The following is a 17607-nucleotide window of genomic DNA, read 5'->3' as shown; positions in this document are numbered from 1 at the left end:
GACTACGCCACCGCCAGCCGCAACTTGCGGCGACGCGATTCGCGCCTCACGCGGTGAAGGAAGTCAGGGATGTGGTGCCCGAGGCGAGACTCGAACTCGCATGCCTTGCGGCGACGGATTTTGAATCCGCTGCGTCTACCATTCCGCCACTCGGGCCACTCTGGCCGTCTAACGCCCCCGGGTCGCCGCGGCAAGAGGGTGATCGACCCCGATCAGAGGTTGGCCGCCGCGAACGTGTCGCAGGCCTGCAACGAGCCGCTTTCGAACCCGGTCGCGAACCAGCGCTGGCGCTGCTCGGACGTGCCGTGGGTGAAGCTGTCGGGCATCGGCCGGCGGCCTGCGTTTCTCATCAGCGTGTCGTCGCCGATCTTTTCCGCGGCGTTCATCGCCTCGGCGATGTCGCCCTTCTCGAGGGTGCCGAAGGCTTCATGCGCATGCCGTGCCCAGAGGCCCGAGAAACAGTCGGCCTGAAGCTCCACCCGGACCGAGATGGCGTTCGATTCCGCTTCCGAGGACTGCTGGCGCAGCGCCGTGGTCTTGCCGAGGATGCCAAGTTCGTCCTGCACGTGATGGGCGACCTCGTGCGCCACGACATAGGCCGCGGCGAAGTCGCCGCCCGCGCCCATCCGCTGCGAAAGCGCGGCGAAGAAATCGGTGTCGAGATAGACCTTCTTGTCGAGCGGGCAGTAGAACGGTCCGGTCGCGCCCGAGGCATTGCCGCAGGGCGACTGCGTGACCTGCTTGAAAAGGACAAGCGTCACCGGTTCGTAGGTCGCCCCCAGTTCATCGCGGAATATGCCCGACCATATCTCCTCGGTATCGGCGAGCGTGACCGAGACGAACTCGGCCGCGCGCTGGTCAGCCTCGGTCAGTTCGACGTCGCTCTGGATCGCGCCGCCGCCGGAGAGGCCGGTTCCGTTCAGAAGCGGCGTCACGTCAACGCCGAAGAAGTATCCCACGAGCAGTACGAGGACGACGCCGCCAAGCCCGAGCCCCCCTGCCCGGCCCGCGCCCATCCGCCGCCTGTCCTCGATGTTCTCGCTGCCGCGCCGTCCCTGCCATCTCATGCCCGCACCTCCTGAACCACGAACGCCAATTGGCCCCCCAGGTTCCAGACTAGCCGCGAATGCGTCTGCCCGGAAGGCGGGACGCGCTTGACGCCAGACCGGGGCCGTGGCCTAACGGCGCGACAGAAACCTAGCCGGTGCCCTTGCATGATCCGTGCCCTCTACGACTGGACGCTCAGACTCGCGGATCATCGCCACTCGCTCAGGGCCCTCGGGATCGTCTCCTTCGTGGAAAGTTCGTTCTTCCCGATCCCGCCCGACGTCCTCATGATTCCGATGATCATTTCGCGCCCGTCCCGCGCCTGGATCGTCGCCACCGTTGCGATGGTGACCTCGGTGCTGGGCGGTCTGCTGGGGTATTTCATCGGCGCGGTGCTCTGGGACACGGTGGGCCAGCCGATCCTCGAGTTCTACGGCAAGACCGACGCGGGCGCGAAGTTCGCGCAGGAGTTCAACCAGTATGGCGCCTGGGCGGTTCTTTTCGCCGGGGTGACGCCCTTCCCCTTCAAGGTCATCACCATCGTCTCCGGCTGGACGGGCCTCAGCCTGCCGGTGTTCATCCTGTCTGCGATCGTGGCGCGGGGGCTGCGGTTCTACGTCGTCGCGGCGCTCCTCTGGAAGTATGGCGCGCCGATCCGGGATTTCGTCGAACGTCGGCTCGGGTTGATGTTCACGGTCTTCATGGTGCTCCTGATCGGCGGCTTCGCTCTCATCAAATACCTATGACCCGATCTCGCCTCATCCTCCTCGCCGCCGGCGGTTCCGCGGCCCTTCTCGCGGGGGCGCATGTGTTCGAGGCACTCGGCTACGCGCCCTGCAAGCTCTGCCTTTGGCAGCGCGGGCCGCACTGGGCGGCGGTGGCGATCGGCCTCGCGGCGCTGGTCGCGGCCTGGCGGGTGCTTCCCTGGGCCGGGGCACTGGCGGCCGCCACCACCGGCGCGCTCGGCATCTATCATACCGGTGTCGAACGCGGACTTTGGCAGGGGCCCGATTCCTGTACTTCCGGCGGCAGCCTGTCGGGTTCCGCCGAAGACCTTCTCAACGAGATCATGGCAGCGCCCCTGATCCGCTGCGACGAGGTGGCCTGGAGCCTTTTCGGCATCTCCATGGCCTCCTGGAACGCGATCCTGTCCTTTGCGCTCGTGGCGCTATGGGTCGCGGCCGCACGGCGCCGCTAGCTGTGGCGATTCTTGCCGAAGGTTTCCCGGGCACTTCGGTGGCGCCTGGACATTGCGATGGCGATCGGACAGGTCTTTTCCTACGTCAGTTCCTCCCCGGTGCCGTTCGTGACCTGACTGCGGGAGCTGGCGATCCTGCATCGCTCGGGCATCTGCTGGGATCTCGCCTCGACGCTCTTGCCGATCGCGATGCTCCTCGCGCGCATCTCGGCGAACCTGTGCGAGGGGCAAGGGCCATGCGCACGGCGCTCGGAACGGACGCCGTGGCGGCCGTCGGCGCCGCGGCGTTCTGGTGGGGGACCGGCCAGGGAGGCGCCCTCACCTCCGAAGCGGCGCGGCGGCTCGACATCGCCACCGCACCATGCGGTCTGCCGGATGTGACGTTGCGCGACCAGACGGGCGCCGAGACGCGGATGTAGGAGTATCGCGGCGCGCCAGTGCTGGAATTCGTCGGTGCGACCTGCCCCCACATCTGTCCGACGCTCGGCACCGCTTCCGGTCGACTGGGTTCGACGCTGGCCGAGGACGCGCGTATGTTGTCGATCAGCTTCGGCCCGAGTGACGACACCGAACTGCTTGGCTCGGTCGCCGACCGCCCTGCCGCGGTATCCCTCCGCTGGCGGGTCACCGGCATCGCGGAAGGCGGAGGCCGCGCCGCCCTGCTCGAGTCTGCCGCAGTTGTCGTGATCCAGGACGGTGAGGGCGGCCTCCTGCACGCCTACGCCGCGGCAATACTCGCGGTCATGGGCTGGATGCCGCTCGCCGCGCCCTTCGGGGTCTGCAACGCCGACTGGCCCGCGGACCGGAGGCCCCGCTTGGAACGGGGCTGCTGATCGCCACCGTAGGGCTGATCGCGGTCCTGCCCGTCCCGGAGCTGATCGGGCGCGCTCCGGAGTCCGGATCACCGCCGCAGTGCACGCGCCAGCCTGCGGAGCAGCCCGGTCATGCCCAGCACCCAGGCCGTGAGCGCGACATAGACCAGCACCTTGGGGATGGGATCGAGGAAGCCGTAGCCCATGGCGTGGTCGAACTGGTAGGTGCTAGTGGTATACATCCCGAGCGGGAACACCATGCCCCACACCGCCGGCTCGTAGGTGAAGCGGTCGCGCATCCAGACATAGCGCCAGGTCATCAGCGCGAAGAGGAACGGTATCCACCAGCTCGCCACCGCCCAGAAGAAAAAGGTGAAGCCGCGCAGGAATGGGATGAGCGGTCCGAGGAGCGGCCAGGTCTCGCCGCGCAGGAGCAGGATCGAGCCCGCAAGCGCGGTGATCGCCACTGCCCCCATGTTGATCCAGTAGGGCGGGCTGAAGTCCTCGTGGCTCATCGGCACGAAGGTCAGGCGGTAGAAGATCAGCGGGATGATCGCGAGATAAAGCATGCAGCCGATCAGGAACATCGCGATCACCTGGAACTGGATCAACTCGGACGGAGGCGCGCCCACGTCTATCACGCCCCGCAACACGACCACCGACTGGGTCGAGACCGCCGCGATGAGCCATGCTCCGTTGATCCCGCGCTTGAGCGTCGGCTTGCGCGCGCGCACCGTGACCGCGGTGAAGAAGCTGTACATGATCGCGAACCACAGGATCAGTCCCAGCCACCACAGCGCCGTCCCGACGTCGCGGGCTCCGATCACCACCACGTTCTGCGTGCCCAGAACGCAGGTGCCGGCCACGATGGTGAAGAAGCCGGGCGCGCGCTGGTGATCCGACAGGTCGCGGACAAGTTCGGCACGGAACCGCACGGCCCGAAGGATCGTCAGGGCCCAGAGCACCGGCCAGGCGATCCAGTTGACCGCGATCAGCGCCAGCGCGATCGGGCGCAGCCCCATGAAATGGCAGGCGATCGACACAACCCCGGTCGCCATGACAAGTGCGAAATAACCCGGAAACAGCGAGGCCGCACCATCGAGCAGAAGCTGTCTCGCGCCAGCAGGCCCGACCGTCCTGTTGGTCGAGGTCAATTTATCCACGTGCAAATCTGAGCGCCAACTCGATCTGGAGAAAGAGAAGGACAAATGCTGTATTCAGTCCCCAGGCGATGGTCGACCATCTTGCAAGAACCCCCCAGAATGGAGCGGCGTTCGGCGCGCACCGCCAGATCGCGACCAGAATCCAGATCGTGTAGGCCGCCGAAACCACGATCAGGACTTGCTGAAAGGCCAATTGTCCCGCGTCGAGCGCGGTTGCGTGAAGAATGACGAGAGCCATGCTCGTCGCAACGCCATATCCCCAGAAAACTACGGCCAAGGGCATCCGCCCACGCCATGCTCGCAGTTCAGGAGCGAAGAACAGTGATAACAGTGATTTCCTGGACTCACTTGGTGTCATGGCCGCACCTCTCGATTCAAGTCTGAACCAGTGCCCAGCGATTTGAAAGGCCATCCGTCCCGACCGGCCGGCCGACATGACGGCGGGAAAAATTGCCCGGTCGCCTCGGGGCGCTCCGCGCTCCTGCGCGCTCCCTCGGACATGCGTTCTTGTTCGACGAACCCTTCGTGCGCCCGGTCCGGCCAAGCCCGGCTCTCATGACGGGAGGCGTTGTGTGCCGCTGTGGGAGCGGGTCTGGCTGGCCAACTGCCCGAACATCGGACGGTGACAAAAGCTACGATCTGACGTCTGCCGGTCTCCGAGGACGAGGAGGTCCGAATGTGGACTTGCCCGGCTTTTGTGGAGAGCGTTTAGCTCACTACCCGGGCCCTCCGCTCGAAGGCGATGGGTCTCTGGAAGCCGAGCGATGAGTGCCGCCTGACGGGGTTATAGAACCCGTCGATGCATCTGGCGACGGCATTTTCGGCCTGCAGGCGGGATTGCCAGGCGACCGGCCAGATCAACTCCGACTTGATGGTTTTGAAGAACGTTTCCACCATCGAGTTGTCGAAGCAGTTCCCGCGCCCGCTCATCGAGATCAGGATGCCGCGCTTCCGGAGCAGCGTCTGCTGCGTCATGCCGACCTGGCGCACCGCTTCGGCCACGCTCACGCCTCGTCCCCGCAGCACTTCAACCTGCCGCAGCTTCATGACGATGCCTTCGGCCTTCCCTCGCGTCCCAGCCATCTCCTGGTTCTCCAATCTGCGGGCCAAATATATCCCAATTGGTGGGCCACTTCAGAGAGGGTACTCCACCCCGAGAACAAGGAGGCTTCATCAGACACGCAATCGCCGTGCTGCTCCCGCTGAATTCCTGCTGGCAAGTGACCGGCAGAGATCAGGGACTTGACCGCAGCGCCATGAAGCCTTTTGATGAAGCGCAGATGTCTGGCAGCCGAGCCTCGAATCCCGATTTGCGCAGGAGCGCGATGGCGGGAATGCGAGGCTTTTTTCGCTTTTGGGGTGGCATGAAGCAAGTGATCGGACTTGGGCTTCTCTATTCGCGTCACGGGATCCATACCCGCCGCCTGATCGAGGCGGCGCCTGTGCCCGAACCGGCGCGCGCGCGCGCGTCCAGCCCGGGCCTGTCCGGCAAGGTGCGAAGCCCGATCCATCCCGTCCGCAGCCGTCTCGGGCCCCTTGTCCTGCGCTACATCGGCGGCGAGCATCTGGTGGCAGGTCAGGTCACGGCGTGAAAGACCGGAACCTTCCCGCTCTCGTCCGACCGGCGATGCCCTGCCACGCCCCCGCCCCAACGGGAGCCGTCTGATGCGCCGCTACCGTTTCGTCCTGTTCCGCCCGTTCCAATTTCTCCCAGTCCTTTTCGGAATCTCGATTATCACCTTCGTGCTCGTCCGGCTCATACCCGGCGATCCGGCGCGGATCCTCTTGGGCACCCGCGCGACCCCGACCGCCATCGCCAACATCCGCGCGCAATATGGTCTCGATGAGCCGATGTGGGTGCAGTACCTCTACTTCCTCAAGAATCTCGCGTCCGGCGAGATGGGCAAGTCAACGCTATACAAGGTCGACACGCTGAAACTGATCGTCACGCGGATCGAGCCGACGCTGGCGCTGGTCGTCGCGGGCGTGGTGCTGGCGCTGGTGATCGCGGTTCCCTTCGCCGCGATCTCCGCGCGGCGGCAGGGGACGGCGGCGGATCACGCGATCCGGATCGTCTCCACCGCCGGGATCGGCTTTCCCTCGTTCTGGCTCGGGGCGATGCTGATCATCCTTTTCGCGGTGCGGCTCGACTGGCTGCCGGTTTCGGGCTACGGCGAACGCCTTGGAGACAAGCTCCTGCACCTGATCCTGCCCGGGCTGACCATCGCGCTTTCGCTTTCGGCGGTGATCACCCGGTCGCTGCGTGCCGGCATGATCGCGGGGCTGTCGTCGGACGTGGCGGTAGCGGCGCGGGCACGCGGGATGCCCGAAAGCGTCGTCTTCTGGCGCCATGTCGTGCCAAACGCGCTGGTGCCGACAGTCAACCTCTTGGCGGTCAACATCGGCTGGCTGATCGGCGGAACGGTCGTGGTCGAAAGCGTCTTTGCGGTGCCAGGCCTCGGGCAGCTCATGGTCCGGGGTATCTTCAGCCGCGACTACATGGTCGTGCAGGGCGTGGCGCTGACCTTCGCGGTGGCGACCGTGCTGATCAACTTCCTTGCCGACATCATCACCGTCGCGCTGGACCCGAGGGTGGAGATATGACGGCAACGACGCTTTCCCCGCGCTGGAGTGCCAGGTTCGGACGCAGACCCATGCTGCTGGCCGGGCTGACGATCCTTGGCGCCTTCGTGGCGATGGCGGTTTTCGCACCCCTCGTCGCGCCTTACGACCCGATCCTTCACGACGCGGGCGCCAAGCTGCAGCCTCCTTCGCTGGTGCATCCCTTCGGCACCGACAACTTCGGCCGGGACGTGCTGTCCCGCGTGATCTGGGGCGCGCGGATCGACCTTCAGATTGCGGTGATCGGGGTCGTCTTTCCCTTCCTGATCGGCACCGGCATCGGCACCGTCGCGGGTTTTTTCGGCGGCTGGGTCGATGCGCTGTTCATGCGGATCATCGACGTTGTTCTGGCCTTCCCCTTTCTTGTGCTGATGCTGTCGATCATCGCCATCCTCGGCCCCGGTCTGGGCAGCTTCTACATCGCCATGGCGCTGGTCGGCTGGGTCAGCTACGCGCGGCTGATCCGGGCGCAGATCCTTGTGCTGAAGACGCAGGATTTCGCCGTGGCCGCCGCCAGCCTCGGCTTTTCACGCCTGCGGATCATGTTCCGGCACCTGTTGCCGAATGCGCTGGCGGGGTCGCTCGTCTTCGTCATGTCCGATGCTGTGCTGGTGCTCCTGAACGGTGCGGCGATCAGCTACCTCGGCCTTGGTGTGCAGCCGCCCGTCGCCGAATGGGGCGTCATGGTCGCCGAGGCGCAGGGCTTCATCACCCAGGCCTGGTGGATCACGCTGTTCCCCGGCCTTGCCATCGTGACTCTGGCCTTCGGCTTTTCGCTGACCGGCGACGCGCTGGCGGACCTGATGGGGGTGCACGAATGAGCGTGCAGCTTGAGATCGCCGGCCTCGCGGTCGCCTTCCGCGACCATCGGGAAGAGCGGCCGCTGCTGGAAGACGTCTCGCTGTCGCTGGAGCGGGGCGAGATCCTTGGTCTGGTGGGCGAGAGCGGGTCGGGAAAAAGCCTTCTGTGCCGCACCATCATCGGCCTGATACCCTCGCGCAAGCTGCGTGTGACGCAAGGCAGCGTGCGGCTGGACGGCGACGAGATCCTTGGCCGCGACATGCAGGCTGTCCGGGGCCGGCGGATCGGCATGATCTTCCAGAACCCGACAAGCCACCTCGACCCCGTAATGACGATCGGCCGCCAGATCAGCGAGGGGTTGCGCCATCACAAGGGCCTTGACGACCGGACCGCCCGGGCCGAGGCGATCGCGCTTCTGACCCAGGTGGGCTTTCCCGATCCGGCGCGGGCCGTCACCTCATATGCGCACCAGTTCTCTGGCGGGATGCGCCAGCGCGCGATGATTGCCATCGCCCTTGCCTGCGACCCGGAGATCCTGATCGCGGATGAGCCGACCACCGCTCTCGACGTGACAGTGCAGGCGCAGATCCTGCGGCTTTTGATGGAGCTGCGCGACCGGCGCGGGCTGTCGATCATCCTCATCACCCACGACCTTGGCGTCGTGGCGCAGACCTGCGACCGTATCGCGGTGATGCGGCACGGCAAGGTGGTGGAGGTCGGCGAGAAGCGCGCGCTTCTGGCCGCGCCGCAGCACCCCTATACCCGGGAGCTTATTGCCTCGCACCCCTCGATGCCCCACCCCGAGGATGCGGTGATAACCCACCCGCATGACCGCCGGCCAATCTTCGAGATCGACGACCTGGACGTCAGCTTCCCCGTGGGCGGCGGCTTCCTGACCGGAAAGCGCGAGGTGCGTGCCCTGAAGGGTGTCAGCCTGCGTATCTGGCCGGGAGAGACGGTGGGCATCGTCGGGGAAAGCGGCTCGGGCAAAAGCACCCTCGCCCGCGCGATGCTCGGCCTGACGCGAGTTAGTGCGGGCGACATTGCCTTCGACGGCAATGTGCTGACGAAAGACCGGGACAAGACACTGAAACACCTGCGCAGCGATGCCGCGATGGTGTTTCAGGATCCGTTCAACTCGCTGAACCCGCGCCTGACCATCGGGCAGACGCTGGCCGAGGTTCTGAAGACCCAAGGCGAAACGCGCTCCGACAAGATCCCCTCGCGGATCGGGGAGCTGCTTGACCTCGTGGGGCTGGACCGCAGCTTTGCCGCGCGCAGGCCGCGCAGCCTGTCGGGCGGGCAGTGCCAGCGGGCCGGGATCGCGCGCGCGCTGGCGGTCAATCCGCGCGTCATCATTGCGGACGAATGCGTCGCGGCGCTGGACGTGACGATCCAGGCGCAGATCGTCGATCTGTTCCGCGACCTGACGCAGCGCACCGGGCTGACGCTGGTCTTCATCGCGCACGACCTCGCCATCGTCCGAAACCTCTGCGAGCGGGTCATCGTCATGCATCACGGCGAGATCGTCGAGGACGGACCTTCCGCCCGGGTCTTCCATCAGCCCGAACGCCGCTACACGGCCCAGCTGATCGCGGCAATTCCAGACATAAACCCGGATCGCCCCATCAACTGCGGCCCCCCATCAACCCAACAGGAGTATGTGACATGATGAAAGACCTCACCCGCGCGGCCATGTTCGGCCTCGCCATGACAACCGGGCTTGTGTCCGTCGCCGAGGCGCAAGGCGTGCTGACAATAGGCCGGCGCGAGGACAGTTCCACCTTCGACCCGATCGCCACGGCGCAGAACATCGACTTCTGGGTGTTCTCGAACGTCTTCGACGTGCTGGTGCGCGTGGACAACGCGGGCCAGAACCTTCTGCCTGGCCTTGCCGAAAGCTGGGAAGTGTCGGACGACGCGCTGACCTATACCTTCCACCTGCGCGACGCCAAGTTCTCGGACGGCATGCCTGTCACCTCCGAAGATGTCGCCTATTCGCTGGCCCGCATCCGCGACAGCGAGCTGTCGCTCTGGTCGGACAGCTACAAGATCATCAAGGACATGCAGACGCCGGACGCCAAGACCCTGGTCATCACCCTCGACGGCCCCTCGGCGCCGTTCCTCTCGACCCTGGCCATGCCCGGCGCCTCGATCGTCTCGAAGGCGGCGATGGAAAGCATGGGGGAAGAGGCCTTTGCCGAGAAGCCTGTGGGATCGGGTGCCTTCACCGTGGACGAATGGCGCCGCGGCGATCGGGTGATCCTGAAGAAGAACCCCAACTACTGGGATGCCGCCAACGTCAGTCTCGACGGGGTCGAGTGGATATCCATGCCTGACGACAACACGCGGATGCTGGCGGTTCAGGCTGGGGAGCTTGACGCGGCGATCTACGTCCCCTTCTCGCGCGTGGAAGAGTTGAAGCAGGATGCGAACCTCAACGTGGTCGTCGATCCCTCGACCCGCGAGGATCACCTGCTGATGAACCAGGAACATGCGCCGCTTGACAACGTGAAGGTGCGCGAGGCGCTCGACTATGCCATCGACAAGAAGGCGATCGTCGACACCGTGACATTCGGTATCGGCGAGGTGGCGAATTCCTACATTCCGAAGGGCGCGCTCTATCACAGCGACGACAACGGTGCGCGCGACTTCGACCCGGAAAAGGCCAAGGCGTTACTGGCCGAGGCGGCCGCAGGCGACATCAGCCTCGATTATGTCGTCAACGCCGGCAACGAGGTCGATGAACAGATCGCCATTCTCCTGCAGCAGCAACTGGGCAATGTCGGGATCACGCTCAACCTTCAGAAGATGGACCCGAGCCAGACCTGGGACATGCTGATCAACGGCGAATACGACCTGTCGGTCATGTACTGGACCAACGACATCCTCGACCCCGACCAGAAGACGACCTTCGTTCTGGGCCATGACGTCAACATGAACTACATGACCCGCTACCAGAACGACGAGGTCAAGCAACTGGTGGCCGATGCCCGGCTCGAGATGGACCCGGCGAAGCGCGAGGCGATGTACGCGCAGATACAGAAGCTCGCCAAGGCCGACGTCCACTGGATCGACCTCTACTACAGCCCCTACATCAGCGTGACCCGCAAGGGCGTTGAGAACTTCGGCCAGAACCCGCTCGGCCGCTTCTTCCTGGAAGAAACCAGGAAGACCTACTGAGCAGCACGCGGCGGCTTCCTTTGGGCCGCCGCGTCCCAACCGTCTTGAGAGGACATGCGATATGACCGAGATCGACCTTTCCGCGCTTGAAACCGCTCTCGACGCGTTGCCGAAACGCTATCCCGGTCCCGGCGGCGTGGCCGGAATCGTCAAGGACGGCAAGGTGGTCGCGACCCGCGCCTGGGGGTATGCGAACCTCGACACCGCCGCGCCGATGACCCGCGCGACGCGGTTGCCGATTTGCTCGATCTCGAAGCAGTTCACCTGCCAGGTGCTGCTGGCCTCCATCGAGAACCCGGATCGGCTGGACGGCAGGATCGCGGATTTCCTGCCGGACTTCACCGGCCCCATGCCCAGCCTGCGCCAGCTTTGCGACAACCAGTCGGGCCTGCGCGACTACTGGGCGCTGACCGTGCTGCAAGGGGCCAGGGCCGAGCAGGTCTTCGCGCGCGAGGATGCGCTGCCGGTGATCGCGCGGATGAAGACCGGCCACTTCCCGCCAGGAACGGCATATTCCTACTGCAACTGCAACTACCGCATCGTCTCGGAACTGATCGAGGCGGAGACGGGCGAGAACCTTGAAACCCTCTACCGCCGCCATGTCTGGGGGCCGGCGGGAATGAAGACGGCCGTCCTGACCTCTGACACCCGTTATCCCGAGGACGGCGTGGTGGGCTATGAGGGCAGCGATGCGACCGGATTCTTCCCGGCGGACAATGCGATCTTCTGGATCGGCGACGCGGGGATATCGGCCTCGCTTGACGATATGCTGGCCTATGAAAGCTGGATCGACGCCACCCGCGACGATGAAAACAGCCTTTACCGCCGCGTTTCCGTACCGCCGACCTACGTCGACGGGACACCGGCGACCTATGGCTACGGCATCGCCCGGCATCAGATCGCGGGACTTGAGTTCACCGGCCATGCGGGGGCACTGCGCGGCTTTCGGGCACAGCGTCTGAATGCGCGCGATGCCCGCCTGTCGGTCGTGGTGATCTTCAACCACGAATGCGACAGCCACGGCGCCGCGCAGTCCCTGATCGAGGCCGCGCTTGGCCACGAAAAGCCCGAACCTGCCCCGATCCCGGAGGGATGGGACGGCCAGTGGCTCGCCGATGACGGCTTGCTGGTCCGGATCGAATGCGGTCGCCGCAGCGCGACGCTGGCCTATGCGACCGGGGCCGAGACGCTCACGCTGTCGCCGGACGGCACCCTCGCGGCCGCCGGCGCCATCCTGTCCCGGCAGGGCGAGGCGATGCTCATGACACGCCCGCGCGACAATACCGCGCCGAAGCTGACCCCCCTTCCGTCCACGGAAACCGGCGACGCCACGGGAATCGCGGGGCGATATACATCCGCCGAACTGGAAGCGGATCTTGTCATCGAAGCCCGGGACGGCGCTGCCTTTGCCCGCTTTGAAGGCATGCTGGGAAATGGTCGGATGGAAAGGATGGAACCCGCCGGCAAGGATGTCTGGGTCGTCGCCACAAGGCGCTCGATGGATGCCCCGGCCCCAGGTGACTGGACCGCGATCATCCAGCGCGACGCGGCGGGCGAAGTCGCGGGCCTGACCCTCGGCTGTTGGCTGGCGCGCCGGGTCGAGTATGGGAGGTGCGGTTAAGCGGCGCGGTCGGGCATTCGATTTGGGTGAGAACCGTAGGCGGTCTTTCCTTCGCCGCACGACATTCGGCGCTGGACGACCAATTGGAACCAGCCTCGGCCAGGACACTGACGCTGTCCCTTGTGCCGCGCAGAGACGCCCGCCACGGCGCAAGGGCGGTGATGGGTTTTGCCGTCAAAACCCTGCGGGCAGGCCCGTGAGGCTGACAATACTGGCAGAGGGGATGGGCCTGACGTCGGACCTTTTCCGGCATGTAACATCGCATGCAGGTCGGTGCAGTTGCCCGCCCCGGGCCTCAAAACGAGCTCCCGCTGACATCAGTTGCGGCGGAGAGGACGGCAGACTCAACAACCTTGTGATAACTCACAGATAGTCATTCAGACTACCGGAGAGGTTGTTTTCCGAGACATGAGTCATCACGGTCATCGCCACCTGCTCTCTCGGGCTGTAGGCGGCATGGTTGCCGTCCTGGGCGCTCACGGCTCCCAAAACAGCGACGGCGCAAACCTAGAAAGTGAGGCTGTTTTTCAAAACCATCGCGGTCACCCTTGAGGGCCTGGCCTTGGACGCCCGTCGCACTTGCCGTTGGTCGCGACGACTCGAGCCGGTACATGCCCGGCCCGCTGCCGAAGAAATCCCCGCGATCAGGTGCGGCTGATATCCGTGGAGCCGTCCCTGTAGACGTAGCGGCAGACACGCGGTTCGGTGTTGACCGTAAACTGGTCGCGCCGGACCTCCATGTTCACCTGAACGCCCCGCGGAGCGCCGTTCCCGAAGCCATACTTGCTGACGGAGTCGACGCGCGCGACTATCAGGCCCTGCTGCCGTGCGGCGTTGACGCAAATGTCACGTGCGCGGCTGAGACTGATCTGGTTCGTGCCCCAGGATCCGCCAAAACCGCCCGAACCGCCGCTGCCGCCGAAACTTCCGCCCGAACCGCCAAACTCCGCGGTCTCGACGCAACCGACCAAGGCAAGGCTTCCAAGCAGCCCCACTATCGCTGTTCTCACCGCCATGGTCCGCCCCCTGATTTCACGCTGCGCCGATGCTACCCATAATTCCGGTACGAAGCGGGCGTGAATGACCCGGATCGGGTCATCTGGCTTGGTCTTGTGTGCCTAACGCCGATAAACCGGAGGCAGTCTGCCGCGTATCCTGCCGATGTCTGACGCGACCGGCGGCGCGTGGCCGACTGGCGCGAGGAACGGCGGTGGAAAGGAAACCGATGCAGTCGAAGCAAAGAAAGACCCGGATTGGGCGCAACAGCGCCCTGCGTCCCGTGTTTCGCCGGGTGGCGTCCCTTCTTGCCACTGTGGCGGCGCTGCTTGCAGGACCGGCAGCTGCCGAAACCCTGAATGGTCGGGCTGTGATTGCGACGCGCATGGCGCTGCCCCCGGGGCTGACCTTCGAGGCGATCATCGAGGATATCTCGCGGGCGGGCGCTCCGGCGGAGGCTCTCGCCCGCATCACGATCGAGAATCCGGGCCAGCCGCCCATCGACTTCGCGATCGAGTACGACCCGGCAGACCTGCAACCGCAAGCGATCTACGCCCTGCGCGCGACGATCCGGCGGTCGGACATGCTTCTGTTCACGACCGATACGATCACCCCCGTCCTGAACAGCAACGCGCCGGGCCCTGTCGAGGTGCGCCTGGTTCCCGTCGGCCGGCCGACCGGCGCCGATGTGCCGCTGGTCGGCGCGCACGGGCTGGCCTTGCCCGCCACCTTCACCGGCGTTCTGCCCTGTGCCGACTGCGAGGGCATCCGGCATCATCTCGATCTCTGGCCCGACCAGGCCTACCACATGCGCCGTGAATGGCTGGGCCGCGCCGAGGGGCCGCTGCGCCGCGACGAGGTGGGGCGCTGGTATGCCGATCCGGCCCGCGGGGCCATCGTGCTTCATGGCGCCTCCGAGATGCCGCTGTTCTGGAAGGTTAAGGGGCCCGACAGCTTGCGCCAGATGGACATGGCCGGAAACCCCATCGCGTCCGACCTGCCCTATGAGCTGACGAGCGATGGCACGCTGTCGCCCACGGATATTGAAGGCACGTTCCTTCTCGGCATGATGACCTACCTCGCCGACGCGGCCATGTTTCAGGAATGCCTGACCGGTCGGGCCTACCCGATCGCCGGCGAGGGCGATTACCTTGCGCTGGAACGCGCCTATCTCGATACGCGTGCCGGACCGGGCGCGCCTCTGCTGGTGCATGTCGAAGGTGGACTGGTCCAGCGCCCGGCGATGGAGGGGCCGGACCGCACGCACCTTGTTGTCGACCGGTTCATCAAGACCGTGCCGGGCGAAACCTGCGCCGGGGATGCCCCGACGGCGTCGCTGACCAACACCTACTGGCGCATCGACAGTCTGATGGGCCAGCCCGTGACGGCCATGGACAATCGCCGCGAGCCGCATCTGGTGCTCGTGGATGCCGACGGGCCGCGGTTTCGTGCCACGGTGGGCTGCAACCAGCTGATCGGCGGGTATGAGCGTGACGGCGACCGCCTCGGCTTCGGGGCCGCTGCCAGCACCATGATGGCCTGCCCGCCGCCGCTCGACGGGATCGAGCGACAGCTTGGCGAGGCGCTGTCCCTGACCCGGCGGATGCTCCTTGAGGGAAATCGGCTTGACCTGCTCGGCGACGATGGTGCGGCGCTGGCCAGGCTGGAGGCCGTCTATCTGCGCTGAGGACGTCAGACAGCAGATGGCAGGACGTGGTATGGCATCGGGGAGAGGCATGATGGTCCGTTCGCTTCTGATTGCTGCGGTGGTTGCGCTGTCGGGGGCGATGCCGCTTCTGGCGCAGACCGGTCAGCCCAAGGTCGGCACGGATACGGGAGGCGAGGTCGTGGCGATCGGCACGGGCGTGGGCATCTTCGACGTCGACGGCACCCAAGGGCGGCTACCCGATCTTCTTCCGCCCGAAGAGCTTGACCGGCTCACCGCGCTGCTCGGCGCCCCCTCGGGCCCGAGCTACAAGATCGACAGCCCGGTCAGCCCCGATGACCGGACGATCCTTGCCAGCACGAAGGGCCAGCGCTTCTTCGTCAACCTGCAGAGCGGCGAGATCGTTCCGGTCGTCTTCGAGCGGATCCTGGCACTCGCAAGCAATGTGATCTGGCTTGATGACGACACCGCGGGTTTCCTGACATTCCAGTCCGAGGCGGATGGCAAGGCGCGCCTGGTGGGCGGCAGCGTGGACCGGCGCACCGGGGCGGTGACGATCCCCGAGCCGCGCCTCGCCGCGGTCGCCGACCGGCTGGGCGAAAAGCAGACGCCGCTTCTGATGTCCGATGACGGCAGCCAACTCCTGCTGGCCGACGGGCGCGACGCAAAACCGATGGCCTTCCCCGGCATGCCCCGGCCCGGCGATGGTAAAGGGGACAGCACGGGCGACAGCTATGACCCGATCCCGACGCTGGTCGCGATGGCGCTGACCGAAGGCACGCGGCTGATCGTGACCGATGTCGCAACCGGCGCCGCGCATGAGGTCTTTTCCATGGGCCCCGACATCCGCATTCTGGATGTGGCCTTCAGCGCAGATGGCAGCCGGTTCTGCCTGACGAGCGAATCCATCGGCGATTCGCAACGCCGCACCTTCGACGGGGCGAACCTGACCGAGCAGGAATACCAGGACTCGGTCGGCATTCTGCCGCCCGGAAAGAACATTTTCTTCCAAAGCAATCAGGTCACGGTGCTGGATACGGGAACCGGCGCGCTTTCCACGCTGCGGGCAGCCGACGGCGACGGGCTGGTGTTCCGCGGCACGCACTGGAACCCTGACGGCAGCGTGATGCTGGCCGAGATGGCCGGGCCGGGACGTCTGGCCGGGCGGCCCCACCCGCAATACCTGGGGGACTCGCGCTCGGGCGGGGCGATCGTCTTCTACGACCGGGATCTGCGCGAGATCGGCCGGATCGACCGGCCCGAGGTCGACAGCCCGGTGAAGGACGCCCGCTTCATCTCGGAAACAGAGGTGCTGGTGCAGACCCGTCACGGCACCAATGGGCATCCATATCTCTATAACCTCGCCACCGGCGAATTCCGCAACCTGGCCGACCGGCCGGGCGCGTATCTCGAAGTTGTCGCCACCCGCGCCAGCCGCGAGATCGTTTTCGTCCATACCTCCTGGACCGAACCGCCGGAATATGGCCGCGCGAAGATGGACGGGACAGGCTTCACCCGGCTCACCTCGCTGAACGCCACCGCGCAGGCGGAGGTGCGGGCGACGCAGCATGCCGTCTCGTTCGATCTGGAGGATGGTGATCGCATCGACGGTGTGCTGATCCTGCCCGAAGGCGTGGCCTTTCCGCCGGTCGACGTGCCCATCGTGGTCTGGCAGTCCGGCGGGCCCTTCAACGCCGTCACCAACAACTGGGACCCCACGGTCGAGACCCCGGCAAGCTTGCTGCCAAGTTTCGGCTTCGGCGTGCTGGTGACGCCGCTTTACGGGCGGCACGGCTATGGCGACGCGCGGTTCAACAAGATCGCCGACAACGACAACTTCGGCCGCGCCGACATCGACGCCCAGGCCGAGATCGTGGACCAGATGCGCGCCCGCGGCTGGGCCGGCAAGGTCGGGATCGCGGGATGCTCCTATGGCGGCTACTTCGTGACCCAAAGCCTCGTGCGCCACTCCGACATCTATGACGCGGGCCATTCCATGTGCTCGATTGTCGACTGGGTGACGGAATGGAGTCGCGGCGGCGGCCAGGGGGCCCCATGGCTTCTGGGCAAGGCGATCTACGATGACCCGATGGCCTATGTCCGCGTCTCGCCGGTATACAATGCAAGCGCGATCAAAAGCCCGCTCCTCGCCTTCCACGGCACCGACGATTTCGTGCCCATCGCGGTGATGGAGAACCTGATGCATCAAGTGATCGCGGCAGGCACCCCGGCGCGGCTTCTGCGCTTCCGCAAGGCCGGCCACGGGCTTTCCGGCACGTCGCCGGCCGAACTGGCGCGGGGCTACGAGGTCTACGGCGTCCAGGAACAGGTGATGTGGTTCCGGACCTATCTTGGGGAGTGAGACGGGGATCACCGCAGAGGCCGCGCCGAGGGTGCTGGCAGACTCATTCGAACCAGTCTCAGCTTGGACAGTGACGCTGTCCCTTATTCTGCGCAAACGCAGCGCCACTCGGCGAGAGCAGCGGCGCGGTTGTCCG

At 65.7% G+C, this 17607-nt stretch carries 16 protein-coding genes, 1 tRNA gene and 1 pseudogene; 12 read left to right on the top strand and 6 right to left on the bottom strand.

Annotation, left to right across the window (positions count from 1 at the left end):
- Positions 1 to 72 precede the first annotated feature (72 nt).
- Together ACMUOO_RS03950 and ACMUOO_RS03945 are read right to left on the bottom strand one after the other, a co-directional pair.
- Positions 73 to 156: transfer RNA gene (locus ACMUOO_RS03950), tRNA-Leu, on the bottom strand.
- Positions 157 to 212: 56 nt separating this feature from the next.
- Positions 213 to 1067, bottom strand: a complete 855-nt coding sequence (locus ACMUOO_RS03945; RefSeq protein ID WP_301918233.1) for a neutral zinc metallopeptidase — start codon at positions 1065 to 1067, stop codon at positions 213 to 215.
- 147 nt (positions 1068 to 1214) lie between these two features.
- Here ACMUOO_RS03945 and ACMUOO_RS03940 point away from each other — a divergent pair, with 147 nt between their 5' ends.
- The 4 genes from ACMUOO_RS03940 to ACMUOO_RS03925 all read left to right on the top strand — a co-directional run bounded on the left by ACMUOO_RS03940 (position 1215) and on the right by ACMUOO_RS03925 (position 3078).
- A complete protein-coding gene (locus ACMUOO_RS03940; RefSeq protein WP_301918232.1) occupies positions 1215 to 1793 on the top strand; it encodes a YqaA family protein in 579 nt (192 codons plus the stop codon).
- Positions 1790 to 2245, top strand: a complete 456-nt coding sequence (locus ACMUOO_RS03935) for a disulfide bond formation protein B (protein WP_301918231.1) — start codon at positions 1790 to 1792, stop codon at positions 2243 to 2245. The genes ACMUOO_RS03940 and ACMUOO_RS03935 overlap by 4 nt, the downstream gene beginning before the upstream one ends.
- Positions 2246 to 2481: 236 nt before the next feature.
- Positions 2482 to 2664, top strand: coding sequence for a hypothetical protein (locus ACMUOO_RS03930; RefSeq protein WP_301918230.1), 183 nt, complete (start codon positions 2482 to 2484; stop codon positions 2662 to 2664).
- Positions 2665 to 2682: 18 nt separating this feature from the next.
- Complete coding sequence (locus ACMUOO_RS03925; RefSeq protein ID WP_301918229.1) at positions 2683 to 3078, top strand: hypothetical protein; 396 nt, start codon at positions 2683 to 2685, stop codon at positions 3076 to 3078.
- 68 nt (positions 3079 to 3146) lie between these two features.
- On the opposite strand, the gene ACMUOO_RS03920 is transcribed toward ACMUOO_RS03925, so the two are convergent.
- From ACMUOO_RS03920 to ACMUOO_RS03910, 3 genes and pseudogenes are all read right to left on the bottom strand, one after another.
- Positions 3147 to 4220 (bottom strand): tellurite resistance/C4-dicarboxylate transporter family protein, encoded by a 1074-nt coding sequence (locus ACMUOO_RS03920; protein WP_301918228.1) that lies wholly within the window; start codon positions 4218 to 4220, stop codon positions 3147 to 3149.
- Entirely contained in the window at positions 4213 to 4578 is a 366-nt protein-coding gene (locus ACMUOO_RS03915) for a hypothetical protein (RefSeq protein ID WP_413854878.1), read from the bottom strand. The genes ACMUOO_RS03920 and ACMUOO_RS03915 overlap by 8 nt, the downstream gene beginning before the upstream one ends.
- A gap of 350 nt (positions 4579 to 4928) precedes the next feature.
- Positions 4929 to 5186, bottom strand: a pseudogene (locus tag ACMUOO_RS03910) (integrase core domain-containing protein); the annotation flags it as partial.
- A gap of 398 nt (positions 5187 to 5584) precedes the next feature.
- On the opposite strand from ACMUOO_RS03910, the gene ACMUOO_RS03905 reads away from it, so the two are divergent.
- The 6 genes from ACMUOO_RS03905 (at position 5585) to ACMUOO_RS03880 (ending at position 12447) form a co-directional block, all read left to right on the top strand.
- Positions 5585 to 5812 carry a hypothetical protein gene (locus ACMUOO_RS03905; RefSeq protein ID WP_301918226.1) on the top strand — a complete coding sequence of 76 codons (228 nt, stop codon included), beginning with the start codon at positions 5585 to 5587 and terminating at the stop codon, positions 5810 to 5812.
- A gap of 73 nt (positions 5813 to 5885) precedes the next feature.
- Positions 5886 to 6824, top strand: coding sequence for an ABC transporter permease (locus tag ACMUOO_RS03900; RefSeq protein ID WP_301918225.1), 939 nt, complete (start codon positions 5886 to 5888; stop codon positions 6822 to 6824).
- Positions 6821 to 7663, top strand: coding sequence for an ABC transporter permease (locus ACMUOO_RS03895; RefSeq protein ID WP_301918224.1), 843 nt, complete (start codon positions 6821 to 6823; stop codon positions 7661 to 7663). The genes ACMUOO_RS03900 and ACMUOO_RS03895 overlap by 4 nt, the downstream gene beginning before the upstream one ends.
- On the top strand, positions 7660 to 9315 hold the full coding sequence (locus ACMUOO_RS03890; protein WP_301918223.1) for a dipeptide ABC transporter ATP-binding protein: 1656 nt from the start codon (positions 7660 to 7662) through the stop codon (positions 9313 to 9315). Before ACMUOO_RS03895 ends, ACMUOO_RS03890 begins: the two co-directional genes overlap by 4 nt.
- Positions 9312 to 10826 carry an ABC transporter substrate-binding protein gene (locus tag ACMUOO_RS03885; RefSeq protein ID WP_301918222.1) on the top strand — a complete coding sequence of 505 codons (1515 nt, stop codon included), beginning with the start codon at positions 9312 to 9314 and terminating at the stop codon, positions 10824 to 10826. The genes ACMUOO_RS03890 and ACMUOO_RS03885 overlap by 4 nt, the downstream gene beginning before the upstream one ends.
- Positions 10827 to 10887: 61 nt before the next feature.
- Complete coding sequence (locus ACMUOO_RS03880; protein ID WP_301918221.1) at positions 10888 to 12447, top strand: D-aminopeptidase; 1560 nt, start codon at positions 10888 to 10890, stop codon at positions 12445 to 12447.
- 644 nt (positions 12448 to 13091) lie between these two features.
- On the opposite strand, the gene ACMUOO_RS03875 is transcribed toward ACMUOO_RS03880, so the two are convergent.
- The gene (locus ACMUOO_RS03875; RefSeq protein ID WP_301918220.1) at positions 13092 to 13463 is read right to left on the bottom strand and encodes a hypothetical protein; all 372 of its coding nucleotides are present in this window, start codon (positions 13461 to 13463) and stop codon (positions 13092 to 13094) included.
- Positions 13464 to 13672: 209 nt separating this feature from the next.
- Here ACMUOO_RS03875 and ACMUOO_RS03870 point away from each other — a divergent pair, with 209 nt between their 5' ends.
- On the top strand, positions 13673 to 15130 hold the full coding sequence (locus ACMUOO_RS03870; protein ID WP_301918219.1) for an META domain-containing protein: 1458 nt from the start codon (positions 13673 to 13675) through the stop codon (positions 15128 to 15130).
- Between the two features lie 52 nt (positions 15131 to 15182).
- Positions 15183 to 17471: an alpha/beta hydrolase family protein gene (locus ACMUOO_RS03865; protein ID WP_301918218.1), complete on the top strand. Its 2289-nt coding sequence runs from the start codon at positions 15183 to 15185 to the stop codon at positions 17469 to 17471.
- The last annotated feature ends 136 nt before the right edge of the window (positions 17472 to 17607 follow it).

Source organism: Albidovulum sp. (assembly GCF_041919395.1).
GTDB lineage: Bacteria > Pseudomonadota > Alphaproteobacteria > Rhodobacterales > Rhodobacteraceae > Albidovulum.
Note: the sequence above shows the minus strand (reverse complement) of the source record. Positions and strands in the feature narration are given on the sequence as shown.